This is a genomic window from Streptomyces sp. NPDC041814 (assembly GCF_055590565.1).
Genome location: NZ_JBVJAM010000001.1, coordinates 253579 through 272116, shown reverse-complemented (window position 1 = coordinate 272116; position 18538 = coordinate 253579). Strand labels below are relative to the sequence as shown.

Sequence of the window (18538 nt, the reverse complement as noted above, 5' to 3'; positions counted from 1 at the left end):
GGTCAGGTGGGGTGCCAGGTCACCGCTCTCGGTCCGCGAGTGAGAGCGTCCGTTGCGCCTGCGCAACCACCGCCGCGTCCACGAAGCGGCCGTCCGGCAGGGCCTGGGCGCCCGCCTGGTCGCGGGCCGCCTCCACGATCTCCCAGGCCGCTTCGACCTCCTGCGGCGTCGGGCGGAACGCGCGCTCGATCACCGGGAGCTGGCGGGGGTGGATCGCCGCCCGGCCCAGGAAGCCCAGGGCCCGGCCGTGGGCGCAGGAGGACCAGAGGCCGTCCAGGTCCCGGACGTCCGCGAACACCGACTGCGCGGGCGGCGCCAGGCCCGCAGCCCGGGCCGCGACCACCACCCGGCTGCGCGACCAGTCGAGCCCCGCGTCCTCCCGTACCCCCAGATCCGCGCGGAGGTCGGCCTCGCCCAGGGCGATGGCCCGGACCTGGGGGTGGGCGGAGGCCACCGAGTACGCGTGCTCGATGCCGAGTGCCGACTCCAGGAGCGGGCACAGGGCCACCCCGGGGGCCTGTGCCGCGATGTGGTGCACGGACGCGGCATGGGTGATCTTCGGCAGCCGCAGCGCGCCGAGCCCCGGCAGCCCGGCCAGCGCCAGCACGTCCGCCTCGTCGTTGACCCGCACATGCGTGGGCGGCGCCGTGGCGGACGGCGGATCCGACAGCAGCTCCACCGTCGCCGCGCGGGCGTACTCCTTGCGGTCGGGGGCGACCGCGTCCTCCAGGTCCACGATCACCACGTCCGCCCCCGAGGCGGCCGCCTTGCGCACGACGTCCGGCCGGTCACCGGGCACGTACAGCAACGTGAGAGGGGCCGCCGCGCTCACAGCACCCGCTCCGCCCGCAGCGCCGAGATCTCGCGCCCGCTCAGCCCCAGCTCGGTCAGGATCTCCTCGGTGTCGGCCCCGTGCGGGCGGCCCGTCCAGCGGATCGCGCCCGGGGTCCGGGAGAGCCGGAAGAGGACGTTCTGCATCCGCAGCGGGCCCAGCTCCGGGTCGTCCACCTCGGTGACCGAGTCCAGCGCCCGGTACTGCGGGTCCTCCATGACGTCCCGTACGTCGTGGATGGGGGCGATGGCCGCCTCCGCCTTCTCGAACGCGGACAGGGCCTCCTCCCGGCTGTGCCGGGCGATCCAGTGGCCGACGGCCTCGTCCAGCTCGTCGCTGTGCTCGGCGCGGGTGGCGCCCGAGGCGAACCACGGCTCCTCGATCAGGTCCGCCCGTCCGACCAGCCGCATCACCCGCTCCGCGACGGACTGGGCGGAGGTGGAGACGGCCACCCACTGCCCGTCGGAGGTGCGGTAGGTGTTGCGCGGGGCGTTGTTGCGCGAACGGTTCCCGGTGCGCGGCTGTACGTAACCGAGCTGGTCGTACCAGAGCGGCTGCGGGCCGAGCACGGTCAGGATCGGCTCGATGATCGCCATGTCGACCACCTGCCCCTCACCGGTCCGGTCGCGGCCGGCGAGGGCGGCCATCACCGCGTACGCCGTGGCGAGCGCGGCGATCGAGTCGGCCAGGCCGAACGGCGGCAGCGTCGGCGGCCCGTCCGGCTCCCCGGTGATCGCCGCGAAGCCGCTCATCGCCTCGGCGAGCGTCCCGAAGCCGGGCCGGTGGGAGTACGGCCCGAACTGGCCGAAGCCCGTGACGCGCACCAGCACCAGCCGGGGGTTGACCGCGTGCAGCTCGTCGGGGCCGAGGCCCCACCGTTCCAGCGTGCCGGGCCGGAAGTTCTCGATGATCACGTCGGTGTCCGCGGCGAGCCGCAGCAGCAGATCGCGGCCCTCCGGGGCGGAGAGGTCGAGCGTCAGGTTCCGCTTGTTCCGGCCCAGGAGCTTCCACCACAGGCCCACGCCGTCCTTCGCGGGCCCGTGGCCCCGGGACGGGTCGGGGCGGACCGGATGCTCGACCTTGATCACCTCGGCGCCGAAGTCGCCGAGCATCGTCGCGCAGAGCGGGCCCGCGAAGAGCGTGGCGAGGTCGATCACCCGCAGTCCGGTGAGCGGCGGTGCCGCGGGGGCGCTCACGCGTCGTCGATTTCGCTGCGGTACGGCATGGAGACCGAGGCGCCCGGTTTCTGCACGCAGAGCGCGGCGGCGGCCGAGGCCCAGGCGACGGCCTGCGGGACCGGGCGCCCCTCGCCGAGCGCCACGGCCAGGGTGCCGACGAAGGTGTCCCCGGCGCCGGTGGTGTCCACCGCGGTCACGTCCGGGGCCGGGAAGTGAATGGTGCGGCTGCCCCGGGCCGCGTACAGGCTGCCCTTCGAGCCGAGCGTGATGAGCACCGCGGGGACCTGACCGAGCAGGATCTCCGCCGCCGCGTGCGGGTCGTCGTAGCCGGACAGCCCGGCCGCCTCGTGCTCGTTGGGGACCAGCAGGTCGACGTGGTCGAGGAGCTCGGAGGGCAGTTCCTGCACGGGGGAGGGGGTGAGCACGGTCCGCACGCCCTGGGCGTGGCCGGCGCGGGCGCCCTCGATCACGGCGGACATCGGCAGCTCCAGCTGGAGCAGCAGCAGATCCGCCTCGGCGATGGCGGCCACCTCGCCCGGGCCGAGCGCGGTCATGGTGCCGTTGGCGCCGGGGATCACCACGATCGCGTTGGAGCCCTTGGCGTCGACCACGATGTGCGCGGTGCCGCTGGGGCCCTCGGCGGTGTGCAGCAGATCGGTGTCGACGCCGGAGTGCTCCAGGTTCTCCCGCATCCGTACGCCGTACTCGTCGTCGCCGACCGCGCCGATCATCAGCACGTCACCTCCCGCGCGGGCGGCGGCGACGGCCTGGTTGGCGCCCTTGCCGCCGGGGATGGTGCGGAACTCCCGTCCGGTGACGGTCTGGCCGCGCTCCGGAGCCCGGTCGACGTAGGCCACAAGATCCATATTGGTGCTGCCGAGCACCGCGATTCTTGTCATGGGCGGAGTGCCTCCTCGTGGGTGAGCCGGTGGGTCAGGGCGGCCAGGGTGTCGAAGCCGGTCCCGTCGAAACCGGGGACGGACGTGGCGAGCCGGTTCTTCAGCGGGGTGGTCCACCGGTCGGGCAGCGCGTCCGGCCGCCCGGCGAGCAGTCCGGCGAGCGAACCGGCGGTCGCGCCGTTGGAGTCGGTGTCCCAGCCGCCGGACACCGCCTTGCAGACCGAACCGGTGAAGTCGCCGTCGGCGTGGGTGAGGGCGGCGGCCAGCAGGGCCGCGTTGGGCAGCACATGCACCCAGTGGTACCTGCCGTACGCCGCGTGCAGCCGGTCCACGACCGTATCGAAGTCCCGCTCCTCGCGGGCGGCTTCGATGCCGTCCCGTACCGCTGCCGCGAACCGCGAGCGCGGCGGCACCACGCGCAGCCCGGTGGCCAGACAGCCGTGCACGTCGGTCTCGCCGGTGGCCGCCTCGGCCAGTGCCGCCGCCGTGAACATCGCGCCGTAGACACCGTTCCCGGTGTGCGTGAGGACCGCGTCCCGGTACGCCTGCCCGGCGGCGCCCGCCGGGTCGCCGGGCCGGGTCCAGCCGTGCATGTCGGCCCGGATCTGCGCGCCGATCCACTCCCGGAACGGGTTGCGGTGGCGGGCGGTGTCCGGGGGCTCGATGCCGTCGAGCAGATTGCGGTACGCGATCCGCTCGGCGGTGAACGTGCGCCCTGCCGGGAGCTCGTCCAGCCACAGCCGGGCCAGGTCCGCGGTGGTGAACGCGGTGCCGTGGCGCTGGAGCAGCAGCAGGGCGAGCAGCGGATGGTTGAGGTCGTCGTCCTCGGGCATCCCGTCGATGTTCTCGGCGAGCGAGGTGGCCGCGGAGCGCCGGTTCCACGGGTAGGTGGCGGCCAGCGAGGGGGGCAGGCCCCGGGCGGTGAACCAGGTGTTCAGCGGCCAGTTGCCGGTGGCCCGGGCCAGGGCGCGGATGCCTTCCAGCGGAAGCTTCTCGACCGGTTTGCCCAGCAGGCAGCCGGCGGCCCGGCCCAGCCAGGCGGCGTGCAGCCGCTCCCGCCCGGCCGGCCGCACGTCGCGGGCGCGCGGCCACTGCGGGCAGGCGGCCCGGATCGCGGCCAGGCCGTCCGGCTCGTCAGCGGCCAGCGGGGATTCGAGCAGGGCGAGTTCGTCCAGCAGCCGTTCGGCGACCGCGCGCAGTCCGGGCGGGGCGGCGGCGCCGGACGCGCCCGCGCGCTCCGGGGCGGGGGAGCCGCCGGCCTCGTACCACCGGCGGGCGATGTCGCGGGCGTCGCGGCCGTCCTCGGCGGCCTGGCGCAGCTCGTGGCCGACCAGGTCCTCCGGCTGCACCCAGGTCACCCGCACCGCCGTGGTCACGGGGTGCCCGCCAGCGTCGCGAAGGCGGCCTCGTGGGCCCGGCGGCGGGCGGTGTCCCGGGCGAACACCTCGCGGGCCACCTCGGCCAGGGTCCGGGCCGGGGCGCGCAGATCGAGGCGGCTGGCCTCCGCGACCGTCGCGGCCCATTCGGCGGGGACGGCGCTCTCGCCGTGCAGGGCGCCCGCGAGCGCGCCGCTCATGGTGGCGATCGAGTCGCAGTCGCGGCCGTAGTTGACCGAGCCGAGGACCGCCTGCCGGTAGTCCCCGTCGGCCGCCAGCAGCATGCCGAGGGCGACCGGCAGTTCCTCGATCGCGTGCAGCCGGGACGGGCGCCGGGCGCCGAGCGAGGGCGCGCGGTAGTCGGGGCCGACGGTGTCGAAGGGGGCGACGGCCGCGCGCACCGGGACGAGCGCCGACTCCACGTCCCGGTGGCGGGAGGCCGCCTCGCAGACGGCCTCGATCGCGGCGCGGGTGCCGTCCTTGGCGAGCGACAGGCACGCCTCCACGACCGTGGCGGGTGTCGCCCCGGGCACGCAGGCCGCGGCGAGCCCGGCCGCGAAGACGCCCGCCGCCTCCCTGCCGTAACTCGACTGGTGGGCGCCCGCGACGTCGATCGCCTCGGCGTACGCCGCCTGCGGATGGGCGGCGTTCACCAGGCCGACCGGGGCCATGTACATCGCCGCCCCGCAGTTGACGATGTTCCCGGAGCCCGCCTCGCGCGGGTCGACATGGCCGTAGTGCAGCCGGGCGACGATCCACTTCTCCGCGAGGAAGACCCGCTGGAGCGGCAGCGCCTCGGCCTCCAGCTCGGGAATCCAGCGCGGTTCGCCGATCATCTCCGGCACGAGGTGGTCGGCGACCGCGTACGCGTCGAGATGGCCGCGCACCTTTCCGTACACCCGGACCAGCGCGTGCGTCATCAGGGTGTCGTCGGTGACGTGCCCGTCCCCCTTGTGGTACGGGGCGATCGGGCGGGCGGTCCGCCAGTCGTCGCCGTCCCAGGGGCCGACGATCCCGGTGATCCTGCCGCCGTGCCGGGCCGTGATCTGCTCCGGGGAGCGGCCCTCGACCGGGCCGCCCAGCGCGTCGCCGACGGCGGCGCCGACGAGGGCGCCGGTGATCCGGTCATCGAGCGTGGGCGCCCCGGGAGTCCCGGGCGTCGTGGCTGTCGTGGGGGAGGGGGACGTCGTGGGCGCCAGGGGCACGGTGGATGTCATGTCCGAATTGTCCACCCGTGGAGGCTGGTTCCGTGGCTGCCAGCAGCCCGGCGAGTTCGATCAGATCCGTACCGGCGAACCGGGGGAGGGCACAGCCCGCCAGCGTCCGGCAGGTCTCGCGCCAGCCGTCGGGCACGGAGGCGATGGAGCCCAGCGCCCCGGTCAGCGCACCAGCCAGGGCGGGCGCGGAGTCCGCGACCCGGGACAGGCAGGCCGCCGCGGGCACGGCCTGCGCGATGTCGCCCCTCGACGCGGCGGCCAGCGCGAGGGCGACCGGTACGGTTTCGGCGGCGGCGATCCCGTAGCTGTAGACGTGGTCCACGATCTGGTGTTCCAGGACCGGGACGAGCGCGAACGCCCCGGCCCGCTCCCCGGCGAACTCCCGGGCGATCCGCACCGCGTGGGCCGCGTTGCGGGCGATCTCGGTGCCGTCGGGAAGCTGGGCCAGCGCGGCGTCGACCGCCGTGTCCACGTCCGCCCCGCCCAGCGCCTCGGCGCTCGCGGCGGCCATCGCCCGCGCCCCGTGGACCCCGTCGCCGTCCTGCGTGAAGCGCGCGTCGAACTCCGCGAGCTCCGCCGCCGCGTGCGGGTCGCCCGGGTGGACGACCGCCAGCACGGCCGCCCGCACGCATGCGGCGTCGTCGAAGTAGTGCGGGTTGTCGTGCCCGGTGGCGGGCGGCCGCAGCCCGGCGGCGAGGTTCCCGAGCCCGGCCCGCACCGAGATCCGGGCGCGCAGCGGCAGCACGGCCGCCTCCACCTCGGTCGCCCGGGCCGCGGCGGCGGCGACCTCGGCGGCGAGCGAGTTCCAGGCCCCGGCGACGGCGGCCCGTACGTGCCGGTCGTCGGCGGCGGGGGCGACCCGGGTCCGCCCGGGCCCGGCGGCCGGGGCGTCCCGCGCCCGCCCCGCCGCCAGCACGGTCCCCGCCGCGAACGCGGCCCACTCGGCGTCGTCGGACGGCCCGAGCCGCAGTGGCTCGGGCGGCTGGTTGAGCGCGATGGGCACGGGGAGCGTGGTCGTCGCGTTCTGCTCGGCGAAGGTGTCCAGCTCCCGGGTCAGCCGCCGGGTCCACTCCGGCATCCGGGCCGCCCGGTGCCGGGCAGCGGGCCACCCGGCGGCATCCCCGGCCGCCAGCCCGATGAGCAGCCCTTCGACGCGGGCGCGCCGGTCCCCGCTCACCGGGACACCGCCCCGGTGCCGAGTCCCCGGCGCGACTCCCCGGCAGCCGGGACGGGGTTCGGCGCACCGGCCGCGCCGTCGCCCGGTGCCGGGGCGCGATCCCGTGGTCCGTCCGTCGTGGCCCCCTCGGCGGCCCCGGCGAGCAGGTCCGCGACATCCACCACGTGGTACCCGCGCATCGACGGCAGGCAGCTGCCGCGTACCGGGCCGATCGCGTCCGACCAGAGGGGCGGGATCGCCGAAGCGCCGTGCAGGGCGCCGGAGAGGGCCCCCGCCACCGCCGCCGTCGTGTCGGCGTCGCGGCCCATGTTGACGGCCATCAGCACCGCCGTACGGAAGTCGCCGCGGGCCGCCGCGAAGGCACCGAAGGCCAGGCCGACCGCTTCGGGGGCCAGGTCCGTCCACGGGTAGCCGCCGACCACCACGGCCGAGCGGACCGCGCGTTCGCCGGTGAGGCGGTCGGGGTGCGGGCGCTGCGCCGCCGTCACCGCGCGGCGCAGGGAGCGGGCCGTCCAGGAGTCCATGGGGACGACCGAGAGCGCGGCGGCGATCACCGAGGTGACCGAGGCGCCGGTCATCGCGGCGGCCACCCCGGCGGCCACCGCCTGCCCGCCGTAGATGCCCTCGCCCTCATGGCTGACCGTGCCGTCGACCGCGACCAGCCGGGCCGCCTCGGCGGGGCGGCCGGCCGCGAAGATGCCGAAGGGCGCGGCCCGCATCGCCAGCCCGTCGCTCCAGGCGTGCCGGTGCTGGGCGGAGATCGGCGCGGCCAGACCCCGGCGCAGGTTCTCCAGCGTGCCGCGCTCGCTGAAGCCGGCGCCCCGGAACGGCCCCTCGTCCAGGTCGGCGATCCACAGCCGCCAGGCCCGCTCGACGTCGGTGACGGTGAGCTCCGAGCCGTGCCGGGCCAGCAGCAGCCCGGAGAAGATCGCGTACTCCGTGTCGTCGGTGCCCGCAGGGTCCTCGCTGACGAAGCCCTCGATCCGGCCCCAGCGGCGGCGGATCTCGGAGGGCCGCATGTTCTCCGCCGGGGCGCCGAGCGCGTCGCCGACCGCGAGGCCGAGCAGCGCGCCCCTGGCCCGGTCGACGGGCCCGCCCGGTTCCGGGTCCGCCGGAAGCCGTGCCGTCTGTGCGCCGCCCGCCCGCGGCGTCGTCGGATTTCCTGCGACCGTCTCCATCGCGTCGACCCTTCGCTCGTACCGAGCCAGTACTCGTCCCTGTGGGATCCGTTCCACGCCGAGCGGGGACGAAGGCCGGAAACACACACAAAAGGGCCACTCGGATGACAGCTTCCGGACAGCAAGGCAAGCCGTACCTATCTGGTTACACAGGGTGGTAAGTACGGCCTTCCTTGCTGGCAGGAGTGATTTTTCGTGCGTACTTTCGATGGTGTCGAGCGGGGAAGGGCGGGCAGAAGGCCCATCTCCGGAGCAGGGGAGAGGGACAAGCCGTGGCCATCATCGAGACCGACGCCGTACTGCACGAGGCGCACCGGGACAACCACACGCACCGTGACGTCAACGGCGGCTGGCTGCGTCCGGCGGTCTTCGGGGCGATGGACGGGCTCGTCTCCAACCTGGCCCTGATGACCGGCGTCGCCGGCGGCGACGTCTCGCACCGCACCATCGTCATCACCGGCCTCGCCGGACTGGCCGCCGGCGCCTTCTCCATGGCGGCCGGTGAGTACACCTCGGTGGCATCGCAGCGCGAGCTGGTCGAGGCCGAGCTGGACGTCGAGCGGCGCGAACTGCGCAAGCACCCCGTGGACGAGGAGCGGGAGCTCGCCGCGCTCTACGAATCCCGGGGCGTCGAGCCCGCGCTCGCCCGCGAGGTGGCCCGACAGCTCTCGCGCGACCCGGAGCAGGCCCTGGAGATCCATGCCCGCGAGGAGCTGGGCATCGACCCGGGCGACCTGCCCTCGCCGCTGGTGGCCGCCTTCTCCTCGTTCGGCGCCTTCGCGCTGGGCGCCCTGCTGCCGGTGCTGCCGTTCCTGCTCGGCGCCGACGCGCTGTGGCCCGCCGTGCTGCTGGCGCTCGCCGGACTGTTCGGCTGCGGTGCGGTGGTGGCCCGGGTGACCGCCCGCAGCTGGTGGTTCAGCGGACTGCGCCAGCTGGCGCTGGGCGGCGCGGCCGCTGCGATCACGTACGGCCTGGGCGCCCTGTTCGGCGTGGCCGTGGGCGGCTGACCCCGCGCTCTTGTCCCACGCGCTTCCTCCTCGTAACGGGCCGGTTCACGCAACCGGCCCGTTACGCGTACGCCACGCGTGTGACGTACGTCTTGGCCCGCGCCCCTGGGCACGGCCGTGCCGCGCACCGTAAAATGAGTCCCTATGCAGGGCTGCACATAAGTAGCCACTATCCGGCGGTTTCGTTTTCTCCGCCACCGGGCATGAGCCGTAGACACCGCAGGCAACGACGCCTGCTCTCCGCGTCTCCCGGGCGCCGATCCTCCGACAGCGACCCACTCCACCGTCATCGACGGTGTCCGCATGTTGGAATGGTTCATCCGCTTTTTGAGAAGCGCCCCATCATGTAATCTGCACGAAATTTCGCAGAGGGCCAACGTCGTCCCTCGGCAATGCATATGCCACGACGACGACGGGAGAGCCGATGCGCACCGACGCCTGGTCGCCCATGGACGGTCGCCCCGCCCCCCAGGGGATGTACGACCCCCGCAACGAGCACGACGCCTGTGGCGTGGGGTTCGTAGCCACTCTGACCGGTGTGCCCGGCCACGAGATGGTCGAGCAGGCTCTGACCGTGCTCCGGAACCTCGAACACCGCGGTGCCACCGGCTCGGAGCCCGACTCCGGTGACGGTGCCGGCATCCTGCTCCAGGTCCCGGACACGTTCCTGCGCGCCGAGGTCCCCTTCGCGCTCCCCGAGGCCGGCGCCTACGCCGTCGGCATCGCCTTCCTGCCCGCCGACGACTCCACCGGGGCCGTGCGCGAGCTGGAGAAGATCGCCGCCGAGGAGGGCCTGACGGTCCTCGGCTGGCGCGACGTCCCGGTCACCCCGGACATCCTCGGCAACGGCGCCCGCGCCACCATGCCCGAGTTCCGCCAGCTCTTCGTGGCGGACGGGGAGAGCACCGGCATCGCCCTGGACCGCAAGGCGTTCCTGCTGCGCAAGCGCGCCGAGCGCGAGGCCGGGGTCTACTTCCCGTCGCTCTCCGCCCGCACCATCGTCTACAAGGGCATGCTCACCACCGGTCAGCTGGAGCCCTTCTTCCCGGACCTCTCCGACCCCCGGTTCGCCACCGCGGTCGCCCTGGTCCACTCGCGCTTCTCGACCAACACCTTCCCGAGCTGGCCGCTCGCCCACCCGTACCGCTTCGTCGCGCACAACGGCGAGATCAACACGGTCAAGGGCAACCGGAACTGGATGAAGGCCCGCGAGTCCCAGCTCGCCTCCGGCCTCTTCGGCGACGCGCCGCTCGACCGGATCTTCCCCGTCTGCACCCCGGACGCCTCCGACTCCGCGTCCTTCGACGAGGTCCTGGAGCTGCTCCACCTCGGCGGCCGCTCGCTGCCGCACTCGGTGCTGATGATGGTCCCCGAGGCGTGGGAGAACCACGACTCCATGGACCCGGCACGCCGCGCGTTCTACCAGTACCACTCCGCGATGATGGAGCCCTGGGACGGCCCGGCCTGCGTCACCTTCACCGACGGCGTCCAGGTCGGCGCGGTCCTCGACCGCAACGGTCTGCGCCCCGGCCGCTACTGGGTCACCGACGACGGACTCGTCGTCCTCTCCTCCGAGGTCGGCGTCCTGGACATCGACCCGGCCAAGGTCGTCCGCAAGGGCCGCCTGCAGCCCGGCCGCATGTTCCTCGTGGACACCGCCGAGCACCGCATCATCGAGGACGACGAGATCAAGGCGTCCCTCGCCGCCGAGCACCCCTACCAGGAGTGGCTGGAGAGCGGCGAGATCGAGCTGGAGGACCTCCCCGAGCGGGAGCACATCGTCCACACGCACGCCTCCGTCACCCGCCGCCAGCAGACCTTCGGGTACACCGAGGAGGAGCTGCGCGTCATTCTCGCCCCGATGGCCCGCACCGGCGGCGAGCCCTTGGGCTCCATGGGCACCGACTCGCCGATCGCCGCGCTCTCGGCCCGCCCCCGGCTGCTCTTCGACTACTTCACTCAGCTGTTCGCGCAGGTCACCAACCCGCCGCTGGACGCCATCCGCGAGGAGCTCGTCACCTCGCTGCGCTCCGTCCTCGGCCCCTCGGGCAACCTCCTGGAGCCGGGCGCCGCGTCCTGCCGCAGCGTCGCCCTGCCCTTCCCGGTGATCGACAACGACGAGCTGGCCAAGCTCATACACATCAACGCCGACGGCGACATGCCGGGCATGAAGGCCGCCACGCTCTCCGGCCTCTACCGGGTGCACGGCGGCGGCGACGCGCTGGCCGCCCGGATCGAGGAGATCTGCAACGAGGTCGACGCCGCCATCGAGGACGGCGCCCGCCTGATCGTCCTGTCCGACCGGCACTCCGACGCCGAGCACGCGCCGATCCCCTCGCTGCTGCTCACCTCCGCCGTCCACCACCACCTCATCCGCACCAAGCAGCGCACCCAGGTGGGCCTGCTGGTCGAGGCCGGGGACGTCCGCGAGGTCCACCACGTCGCGCTGCTGATCGGCTACGGCGCCGCCGCGGTCAACCCGTACCTCGCCATGGAGTCCGTCGAGGACCTGGTCCGGGCCGGCACCTTCATCGAGGGCATCGAGGCCGAGCAGGCCATCCGCAACCTGATCTACGCGCTGGGCAAGGGCGTCCTCAAGGTCATGTCCAAGATGGGCATCTCCACGGTCGCCTCCTACCGCGGCGCCCAGGTCTTCGAGGCGGTCGGCCTCGACCAGTCCTTCGTGGACCGCTACTTCAACGGCACCGCCACCAAGATCGGCGGCGCCGGCCTCGACGTCATCGCCAAGGAGGTCGCGGCCCGGCACACCAAGGGCTACCCCGCCTCCGGCATCTCCGCCTCGCACCGCGCGCTGGAGATCGGCGGCGAGTACCAGTGGCGCCGCGAGGGCGAGCCGCACCTGTTCGACCCGGAGACGGTCTTCCGCCTCCAGCACTCCACCCGCAACCGCCGGTACGACATCTTCAAGAAGTACACGGACCGGGTGAACGAGCAGTCCGAGCGGCTGATGACGCTCCGCGGACTGTTCGGCTTCAACTCGGACCGCCCCTCGATCGACATCGAGGAGGTCGAGCCCGTCTCGGAGATCGTCAAGCGCTTCTCCACCGGTGCCATGTCCTACGGTTCCATCTCGCGCGAGGCCCACGAGACCCTCGCCATCGCGATGAACCAGCTGGGCGGCAAGTCCAACACCGGTGAGGGCGGCGAGGACGCCGACCGGCTCTACGACCCGGCCCGCCGCTCGTCCATCAAGCAGGTCGCCTCCGGCCGCTTCGGTGTCACCAGCGAATACCTGGTCAACGCGGACGACATCCAGATCAAGATGGCCCAGGGCGCCAAGCCCGGCGAGGGCGGCCAGCTGCCCGGCCACAAGGTCTACCCGTGGGTCGCCAAGACCCGGCACTCGACGCCGGGCGTCGGCCTCATCTCCCCGCCGCCGCACCACGACATCTACTCCATCGAGGACCTGGCTCAGCTGATCCACGACCTCAAGAACGCCAACCCGCAGGCCCGCATCCACGTGAAGCTGGTCTCCGAGGTCGGCGTCGGCACCGTCGCGGCGGGCGTCTCCAAGGCGCACGCGGACGTGGTCCTGATCTCCGGCCACGACGGCGGCACGGGCGCGTCCCCGCTGACGAGCCTCAAGCACGCGGGCGGCCCCTGGGAGCTCGGCCTCGCCGAGACCCAGCAGACCCTGCTGCTCAACGGCCTGCGCGACCGCATCGTCGTGCAGACCGACGGCCAGCTCAAGACCGGCCGCGACGTCGTCATCGCCGCGCTGCTCGGCGCCGAGGAGTTCGGTTTCGCGACCGCGCCGCTCGTCGTCTCCGGCTGCGTCATGATGCGCGTCTGCCACCTCGACACCTGCCCCGTCGGCATCGCCACCCAGAACCCGGTGCTGCGCGACCGCTTCTCCGGCAAGGCCGAGTACGTCGTCAACTTCTTCGAGTTCATCGCGCAGGAGGTCCGCGAGCTCCTCGCCGAGCTCGGCTTCCGCACGATCGAGGAGGCCGTCGGCCACGCCGAGCTGCTGGACACCGACCGGGCCGTCACGCACTGGAAGGCACAGGGCCTGGACCTCGCCCCGCTGTTCTACGTCCCCGAGCTGCCCGAAGGCGCGGTCCGGTACCGGAACACCGAGCAGGACCACGCCCTCGACAAGGCCCTCGACAACGAGCTGATCAAGCTCGCCGCCGACGCCCTCAAGGCCGACAGCCCCGAGGCCGCCCAGCCGGTCCGCGCGCAGATCGCGATCCGCAACATCAACCGGACCGTCGGCACGATGCTCGGCCACGAGGTCACGAAGAAGTTCGGCGGTGCGGGCCTGCCCCAGGACACCATCGACATCACCTTCACCGGCTCCGCGGGCCAGTCCTTCGGCGCCTTCCTGCCCAGCGGCATCACCCTGCGCCTGGAGGGCGACGCCAACGACTACGTCGGCAAGGGCCTGTCCGGCGGGCGCGTCGTCGTCCGCCCCGACCGCGGCGCCGACCACCTCGCCGAGTACTCGACGATCGCGGGCAACACCATCGCCTACGGGGCCACCGGCGGCGAACTGTTCCTCCGCGGCCGCACCGGTGAGCGCTTCTGCGTCCGCAACTCCGGGGCCACCGTCGTCTCCGAGGGCGTGGGCGACCACGGCTGCGAGTACATGACCGGCGGCCACGCCGTGGTCCTCGGCGAGACCGGGCGCAACTTCGCGGCCGGCATGTCCGGCGGCGTCGCGTACGTCATCGACCTCGACCGCGACCACGTCAACGCCGGCAACCTCGGCGCGATCGAGGAACTGACCGACACCGACAAGCAGTGGCTGCACGACGTCGTGCGCCGCCACCAGGAGGAGACCGGCTCCACCGTCGCCGGGAAGCTCCTCGCCGAGTGGGACACCGCGGTGGCCCGCTTCAGCAAGATCATCCCGTCCACCTACAAGGCAGTGCTCGCCGCCAAGGACGCCGCTGAGCTCGCCGGTCTCTCCGAGCAGGAGACCACCGAGAAGATGATGGAGGCGGCGACCAATGGCTGACCCCAAGGGCTTCCTGACCACCGGCCGCGAGGTCGCCAAGACCCGCCCCGCCGATGAGCGCGTCAAGGACTGGAACGAGGTCTACGTTCCGGGCTCGCTGCTCCCGATCATCAGCAAGCAGGCCGGCCGCTGCATGGACTGCGGCATCCCGTTCTGCCACAACGGCTGCCCGCTCGGAAACCTCATCCCCGAGTGGAACGACTACGCCTACCGCGAGGACTGGACCGCCGCGTCCGAGCGGCTGCACGCCACGAACAACTTCCCGGAGTTCACCGGGCGGCTGTGTCCGGCCCCCTGCGAGTCGGCGTGCGTGCTCGGCATCAACCAGCCGGCCGTCACCATCAAGAACGTCGAGGTCTCGATCATCGACCAGGCGTGGGACCGCGGTGACGTGACCCCGCAGCCGCCGGAGCGCCTGTCCGGCAAGACCGTCGCCGTCATCGGCTCGGGCCCGGCGGGTCTCGCCGCCGCCCAGCAGCTCACCCGGGCCGGCCACACGGTCGCCGTCTACGAGCGCGCGGACCGCATCGGGGGCCTCCTCCGGTACGGCATCCCCGAGTTCAAGATGGAGAAGTCGCACATCAACCGCCGCATCGAGCAGATGCGCGCGGAGGGCACCAAGTTCCGCACCGAGACCGAGATCGGCCGGGACATCGACGCCGCGAAGCTGCGCCGCCGCTACGACGCCGTGGTCATCGCCGCCGGTGCCACCGTCTCGCGCGACCTGCCCGTCCCGGGCCGGGAGCTGAACGGCGTGCACTTCGCGATGGAGTACCTGCCGCTCGCCAACAAGGTGCAGGAGGGCGACCTGACGGTCTCCCCGATCACCGCCGAGGGCAAGCACGTCGTCGTCATCGGCGGCGGCGACACCGGCGCCGACTGCGTCGGCACCGCGCACCGCCAGGGCGCCCTGTCCGTCACCCAGCTGGAGATCATGCCCCGGCCGGGCGAGGAGCGGAACGCCAACCAGCCCTGGCCGACCTTCCCCATGCTCTACAAGGTCACCTCCGCGCACGAGGAGGGCGGCGAGCGGGTCTACTCCGTCTCGACCACCCACTTCGAGGGCGACGAGGAAGGCAACGTCCAGGCCCTCCACCTGGTCGAGGTGGAGTTCAAGGACGGTAAGCTGGAGCAGAAGCCCGGCACCGAGCGGGTCATCCCCGCGCAGCTGGTCACGCTCGCGATGGGCTTCACCGGCACCGACCAGGCCAACGGTCTGGTCCAGCAGTTCGGTCTGGAGCTCGACGAGCGCGGCAACATCGCCCGCGACCAGGACTACGCGACCAACGTCGACGGCGTCTTCGTCGCCGGTGACGCGGGCCGCGGCCAGTCCCTCATCGTGTGGGCCATCGCCGAGGGCCGCTCCGCGGCACGCGGCGTGGACCGCTTCCTGACCGGAGCCAGCGCACTGCCGGCCCCGATCCGCCCGACGGACCGTGCCCTGACGGTCTGATACGGCACACAGACGTCCCGCACAACGGCGTGCGGAACTGAACGCGGCGCCTGCCCGTCCCCGACCGGACGAATCGGCAGGCGCCGTGGCGCGTCCGGGGACAGGTGCGGCTCAGGCGGTCAGCGCCAGCGCGCAGGTCGCCGCCGCCGTCGCCGTCCCCGCGAGCACCAGGCCGGTCAGCGCGAAGCGCCGTACACCGATCCGCGTCCCCTGGAACCGGCACCGCTCGAACCACAGCAGCGTCGCCAGCGACCCCCACGGGGTGACCAGCGGGCCCGCGTTCACCCCGATCAGCAGGGCCAGCAGCTGATGGTGGTTGCCCGCCGGGACGACCGCCTCGCCCGCCACGTACGCCGGAAGGTTGTTCAGTACGTTGGCGAGCCCCGCGCCCGCCCCGGCGGTACGGAGCATGCCCGCGAGGCCGTCGTCCGAGCCGAGCGCCCGCACCAGCACCTCGTGCAGCCCGTGCGCGTTCACCGTCTCCACCACCAGGAACATCCCCGGCACCAGGACCAGCAGCCGCCACGGGACCAGCGAGAGCCGCAGCTCCTCGCGCCGCCGCACCGCGTACGCCACCACCACGACCGCCATCGCCACCAGCGAGGCCGACCACAGCGGCACGTCCGCCACCAGGATCGCCAGCAGGAACCCGGCGCACGCCACCGAGCAGACGCCCAGCAGCACCCGGTCGTCGGGCGACGGCACCGCGGGCGGGGTGTACGTGTCGGCGCCCCGCCGCCCCCGGCGCCAGTAGAAGACCCACAGGCACAGGGCCGTCATCCCGATCGCGGCCAGCTGCGGCAGCCACATCACCCCGGCCAGACCGGCCGGGGACAGCGCCACCCGGTCCGCCGCCAGCAGGTTGGTCAGATTCGACACGGGGAGCAGCAGGCTCGCCGTGTTGGCCAGCCACACCGTCGTCATCGCCAGCGGCACCGCCGCGATGCCCACCCGCCCGGCCAGCGCCAGCATCACCGGGGTGAGCAGCACGGCCGTCGTGTCGAGGTTCAGGGTGATCGTCGTCAGCGAGGCGAACGCCACGCACAGCCCGAACAGCAGCGGATAGCGCCCCCGCCCGGCCCGCGCCACCCAGGCCGCGACCACGTCGAAGACCTGCGCCCGGCCCGCCAGCTCCGCCAGCACGATCACCGTCGCCAGGAACGCCAGCAGCGGCCCGATGCGCCGCAGCTGGTCCTGCGCGGGCCCGGAGGGCAGCAGCCCGGTCGCCGCGAAGACCACCCCGAGCAGGAGCAGCCCTCCGGCCAGCCAGTCCAGGGGATGCAGCCGCCGCGCCAGGGCACGCGAGCGCTCCGTGAAGTGATCGTTCCGCATGCCGGTCATCGTGTCAGACGGGTGCGCCCCGGCCCGGCTCAGCCGGTCAGCGCCGACGTCTTGAGGACCACCAGGAGCACCAGCACCGCCGCCAGCACCACGCACCCGGCCGCCTGCACCGCCGTACGCCGCCCGGCAGGGGCGTACGCGTACACGACGGTCACCGCGGCACCGGTGACCAGCCCGCCCAGGTGCGCTTCCCAGGAGGTCAGGGCCGCCGAGAGCAGCATCCACACCAGGAACCCGGCCAGGAAGCCGTTGACCGCCCGCACGTCACGGCCCAGGCGGCGGCCGACGACGTAGAACGCGGCGGCCAGACCGAGGACCGCGCCCGAGGCGCCCACCACCTCGTCCGACGGCGAGACCAGGTACACCAGCACCGAACCGCCCAGCGCGGACAGCAGATACAGGGCGAGGAAACGGGCCCGGCCCAGCTGCTCCTCGACGACCCGGCCGAGATTCCACAGGGCGTACATGGTGAACACGATGTGCAGCACCCCGAACGGCAGCCGGACCGACGACGAGCCGTCCGGCGGCAGGTGGAGGAAGGACCCGGTCAGCAGCCGGTACCACTCGCCGTGCGCCACTCCGGTCCAGTGGAGGCCGGAGAAGCTCCCGTCGGCGGGCAGGTACTGGATGCTCGGCCCGTCCAGCCCGGCCCCCGTCATCGCGAACCGCCCGGCCACCACCGGGCGTATCAGTTCCGCGAGATACGCCAGCACGTTGAGACCGATCAGCGCGTACGTGACGACCGGCACCGCCCGCGACATCGGGGGATGGCGGTAGCTCGTGCTGGCGGCGGCCTCCATGGCCGGCTCCTTCGTCTGTACGGGATCGGGGGCCGGTGGGGGGTCGGCGGCGATCAAGATAGCGAACCCGCGACGGCGGGCCCGCCCCGGGCTCCGCACCCCTCGCGGGCACCCGAACGGGTGGGCCGCAGCAGGACCGGCGGGAATCCGGACAGAGGATGACGGGATTCCCGGGTTCCATGGCGCCATGACCACGAGCACCTGGACCGACTTCCGTACCGCCGAGCCCGACTTCGCCGACACCGTGCGGCGGAGGTTCGCGCTCTACAAGCACCACGTCCTCGCCACCCTCCGCAAGGACGGGTCGCCCCGGCTCACCGGCCTGGAGGTGGACTTCTGGGAGGACGAGCCGCACCTCGGCATGATGCCCAACTCCCGCAAGGCCCTCGACCTGCGCCGCGACCCCCGCTTCTGCGTGCACGCCAACCCCGGGCCGGACGCCGAGATGGCCGACGGCGACGTCCGGATCTCCGGGCACGCCGTCGAGGTGACCGACCCCACCGTCCTCGCCCGCTTCATCGAGGAGCGCACCCCGCCCGAGCCCTTCCACCTGTTCCGCGTCGAGCCCACCGAGGTGGTGCGGGTGGGGCTGGAAGGCGGCGACACCATCGTCGTCAGCACCTGGCGCCCCGGCCGCCCGCTGCGCACGATCCGACGGGGCAACGAGGGCTGACCGGGCCGCCTCCCGACATCCCGCTGCGGCTCGTGCTAAGGTGGACGTGTTGCAGTTTTGGTACCCATGAACTTTATGTGCGCCTGACGGAATGCTTCGTCAGGCGCTTTATTGTTTTCCGGCTTTCTCCGGATGGGGCTCAATGCGGCGACTTGGAATTCGTAAAGTGCGAATTTCCGGCACTGCACCTCCTTAGGAGATCGACATGGCTACTGGAACCGTGAAGTGGTTCAACTCTGAAAAGGGCTTCGGCTTCATCGAGCAGGACGGCGGCGGCGCCGACGTCTTCGCCCACTACTCGAACATCAACGCCCAGGGCTTCCGTGAGCTCGTCGAGGGCCAGAAGGTCAGCTTCGACGTCACGCAGGGCCAGAAGGGCCCGCAGGCGGAGAACATCGTCCCGGCCTAATTTTCGCCGGACGC

At 73.1% G+C, this 18538-nt stretch carries 14 protein-coding genes; 5 read left to right on the top strand and 9 right to left on the bottom strand.

Annotated features, from left to right (window positions below; translation table 11 throughout):
* Positions 1-19: 19 nt before the first annotated feature.
* The 7 genes from ACZ6C6_RS01240 to ACZ6C6_RS01210 are packed head-to-tail and all read right to left on the bottom strand — an operon-like array spanning position 20 to position 7857.
* Positions 20-832: an HpcH/HpaI aldolase/citrate lyase family protein gene (locus ACZ6C6_RS01240; protein WP_469197879.1), complete on the bottom strand. Its 813-nt coding sequence runs from the start codon at positions 830-832 to the stop codon at positions 20-22.
* Complete coding sequence (locus tag ACZ6C6_RS01235) at positions 829-2028, bottom strand: CaiB/BaiF CoA transferase family protein (RefSeq protein ID WP_469197877.1); 1200 nt, start codon at positions 2026-2028, stop codon at positions 829-831. Before ACZ6C6_RS01235 ends, ACZ6C6_RS01240 begins: the two co-directional genes overlap by 4 nt.
* The gene (rbsK, locus tag ACZ6C6_RS01230) at positions 2025-2909 is read right to left on the bottom strand and encodes a ribokinase (protein WP_469197875.1); all 885 of its coding nucleotides are present in this window, start codon (positions 2907-2909) and stop codon (positions 2025-2027) included. The genes ACZ6C6_RS01235 and rbsK overlap by 4 nt, the downstream gene beginning before the upstream one ends.
* Positions 2906-4285, bottom strand: a complete 1380-nt coding sequence (locus ACZ6C6_RS01225) for an ADP-ribosylglycohydrolase family protein (protein WP_469197874.1) — start codon at positions 4283-4285, stop codon at positions 2906-2908. Before ACZ6C6_RS01225 ends, rbsK begins: the two co-directional genes overlap by 4 nt.
* Positions 4282-5502 (bottom strand): ADP-ribosylglycohydrolase family protein, encoded by a 1221-nt coding sequence (locus tag ACZ6C6_RS01220; RefSeq protein ID WP_469197871.1) that lies wholly within the window; start codon positions 5500-5502, stop codon positions 4282-4284. The genes ACZ6C6_RS01225 and ACZ6C6_RS01220 overlap by 4 nt, the downstream gene beginning before the upstream one ends.
* A complete protein-coding gene (locus tag ACZ6C6_RS01215) occupies positions 5411-6679 on the bottom strand; it encodes an ADP-ribosylglycohydrolase family protein (protein WP_469197869.1) in 1269 nt (422 codons plus the stop codon). The genes ACZ6C6_RS01220 and ACZ6C6_RS01215 overlap by 92 nt, the downstream gene beginning before the upstream one ends.
* The gene (locus tag ACZ6C6_RS01210; protein ID WP_469197867.1) at positions 6676-7857 is read right to left on the bottom strand and encodes an ADP-ribosylglycohydrolase family protein; all 1182 of its coding nucleotides are present in this window, start codon (positions 7855-7857) and stop codon (positions 6676-6678) included. The genes ACZ6C6_RS01215 and ACZ6C6_RS01210 overlap by 4 nt, the downstream gene beginning before the upstream one ends.
* A 272-nt stretch (positions 7858-8129) precedes the next feature.
* Here ACZ6C6_RS01210 and ACZ6C6_RS01205 point away from each other — a divergent pair, with 272 nt between their 5' ends.
* From ACZ6C6_RS01205 to ACZ6C6_RS01195, 3 genes are all read left to right on the top strand, one after another.
* Positions 8130-8864, top strand: coding sequence for a VIT1/CCC1 transporter family protein (locus ACZ6C6_RS01205; protein ID WP_164400470.1), 735 nt, complete (start codon positions 8130-8132; stop codon positions 8862-8864).
* Between the two features lie 424 nt (positions 8865-9288).
* Positions 9289-13848 carry a glutamate synthase large subunit gene (gene gltB, locus ACZ6C6_RS01200; protein WP_469197866.1) on the top strand — a complete coding sequence of 1520 codons (4560 nt, stop codon included), beginning with the start codon at positions 9289-9291 and terminating at the stop codon, positions 13846-13848.
* The gene (locus ACZ6C6_RS01195; protein WP_469197864.1) at positions 13841-15301 is read left to right on the top strand and encodes a glutamate synthase subunit beta; all 1461 of its coding nucleotides are present in this window, start codon (positions 13841-13843) and stop codon (positions 15299-15301) included. Before gltB ends, ACZ6C6_RS01195 begins: the two co-directional genes overlap by 8 nt.
* A gap of 111 nt (positions 15302-15412) precedes the next feature.
* Here the strand turns inward: ACZ6C6_RS01195 and ACZ6C6_RS01190 are convergent, their stop codons facing one another.
* Together ACZ6C6_RS01190 and ACZ6C6_RS01185 are read right to left on the bottom strand one after the other, a co-directional pair.
* Complete coding sequence (locus tag ACZ6C6_RS01190) at positions 15413-16633, bottom strand: SLC13 family permease (RefSeq protein ID WP_469197862.1); 1221 nt, start codon at positions 16631-16633, stop codon at positions 15413-15415.
* A gap of 38 nt (positions 16634-16671) precedes the next feature.
* Complete coding sequence (locus ACZ6C6_RS01185; RefSeq protein WP_469197860.1) at positions 16672-17442, bottom strand: rhomboid family intramembrane serine protease; 771 nt, start codon at positions 17440-17442, stop codon at positions 16672-16674.
* 187 nt (positions 17443-17629) lie between these two features.
* Between ACZ6C6_RS01185 and ACZ6C6_RS01180 the strand changes: the two genes are divergently transcribed.
* Both ACZ6C6_RS01180 and ACZ6C6_RS01175 read left to right on the top strand, forming a co-directional pair.
* Complete coding sequence (locus tag ACZ6C6_RS01180) at positions 17630-18115, top strand: pyridoxamine 5'-phosphate oxidase family protein (protein WP_469197858.1); 486 nt, start codon at positions 17630-17632, stop codon at positions 18113-18115.
* Positions 18116-18320: 205 nt separating this feature from the next.
* The gene (locus tag ACZ6C6_RS01175) at positions 18321-18524 is read left to right on the top strand and encodes a cold-shock protein (RefSeq protein WP_018104519.1); all 204 of its coding nucleotides are present in this window, start codon (positions 18321-18323) and stop codon (positions 18522-18524) included.
* Positions 18525-18538 lie beyond the last annotated feature (14 nt).

Coding starts and splice junctions, on each gene's coding strand:
- gltB (WP_469197866.1), top strand. CDS start 9,289: ATGCGCACCGACGCCTGGTCGCCCATGGACGGTCGCCCCGCCCCCCAG.
- rbsK (WP_469197875.1), bottom strand. CDS start 2,909: ATGACAAGAATCGCGGTGCTCGGCAGCACCAATATGGATCTTGTGGCC.
- ACZ6C6_RS01190 (WP_469197862.1), bottom strand. CDS start 16,633: ATGCGGAACGATCACTTCACGGAGCGCTCGCGTGCCCTGGCGCGGCGG.
- ACZ6C6_RS01175 (WP_018104519.1), top strand. CDS start 18,321: ATGGCTACTGGAACCGTGAAGTGGTTCAACTCTGAAAAGGGCTTCGGC.
- ACZ6C6_RS01180 (WP_469197858.1), top strand. CDS start 17,630: ATGACCACGAGCACCTGGACCGACTTCCGTACCGCCGAGCCCGACTTC.
- ACZ6C6_RS01210 (WP_469197867.1), bottom strand. CDS start 7,857: ATGGAGACGGTCGCAGGAAATCCGACGACGCCGCGGGCGGGCGGCGCA.
- ACZ6C6_RS01185 (WP_469197860.1), bottom strand. CDS start 17,442: ATGGAGGCCGCCGCCAGCACGAGCTACCGCCATCCCCCGATGTCGCGG.
- ACZ6C6_RS01220 (WP_469197871.1), bottom strand. CDS start 5,502: ATGACATCCACCGTGCCCCTGGCGCCCACGACGTCCCCCTCCCCCACG.
- ACZ6C6_RS01195 (WP_469197864.1), top strand. CDS start 13,841: ATGGCTGACCCCAAGGGCTTCCTGACCACCGGCCGCGAGGTCGCCAAG.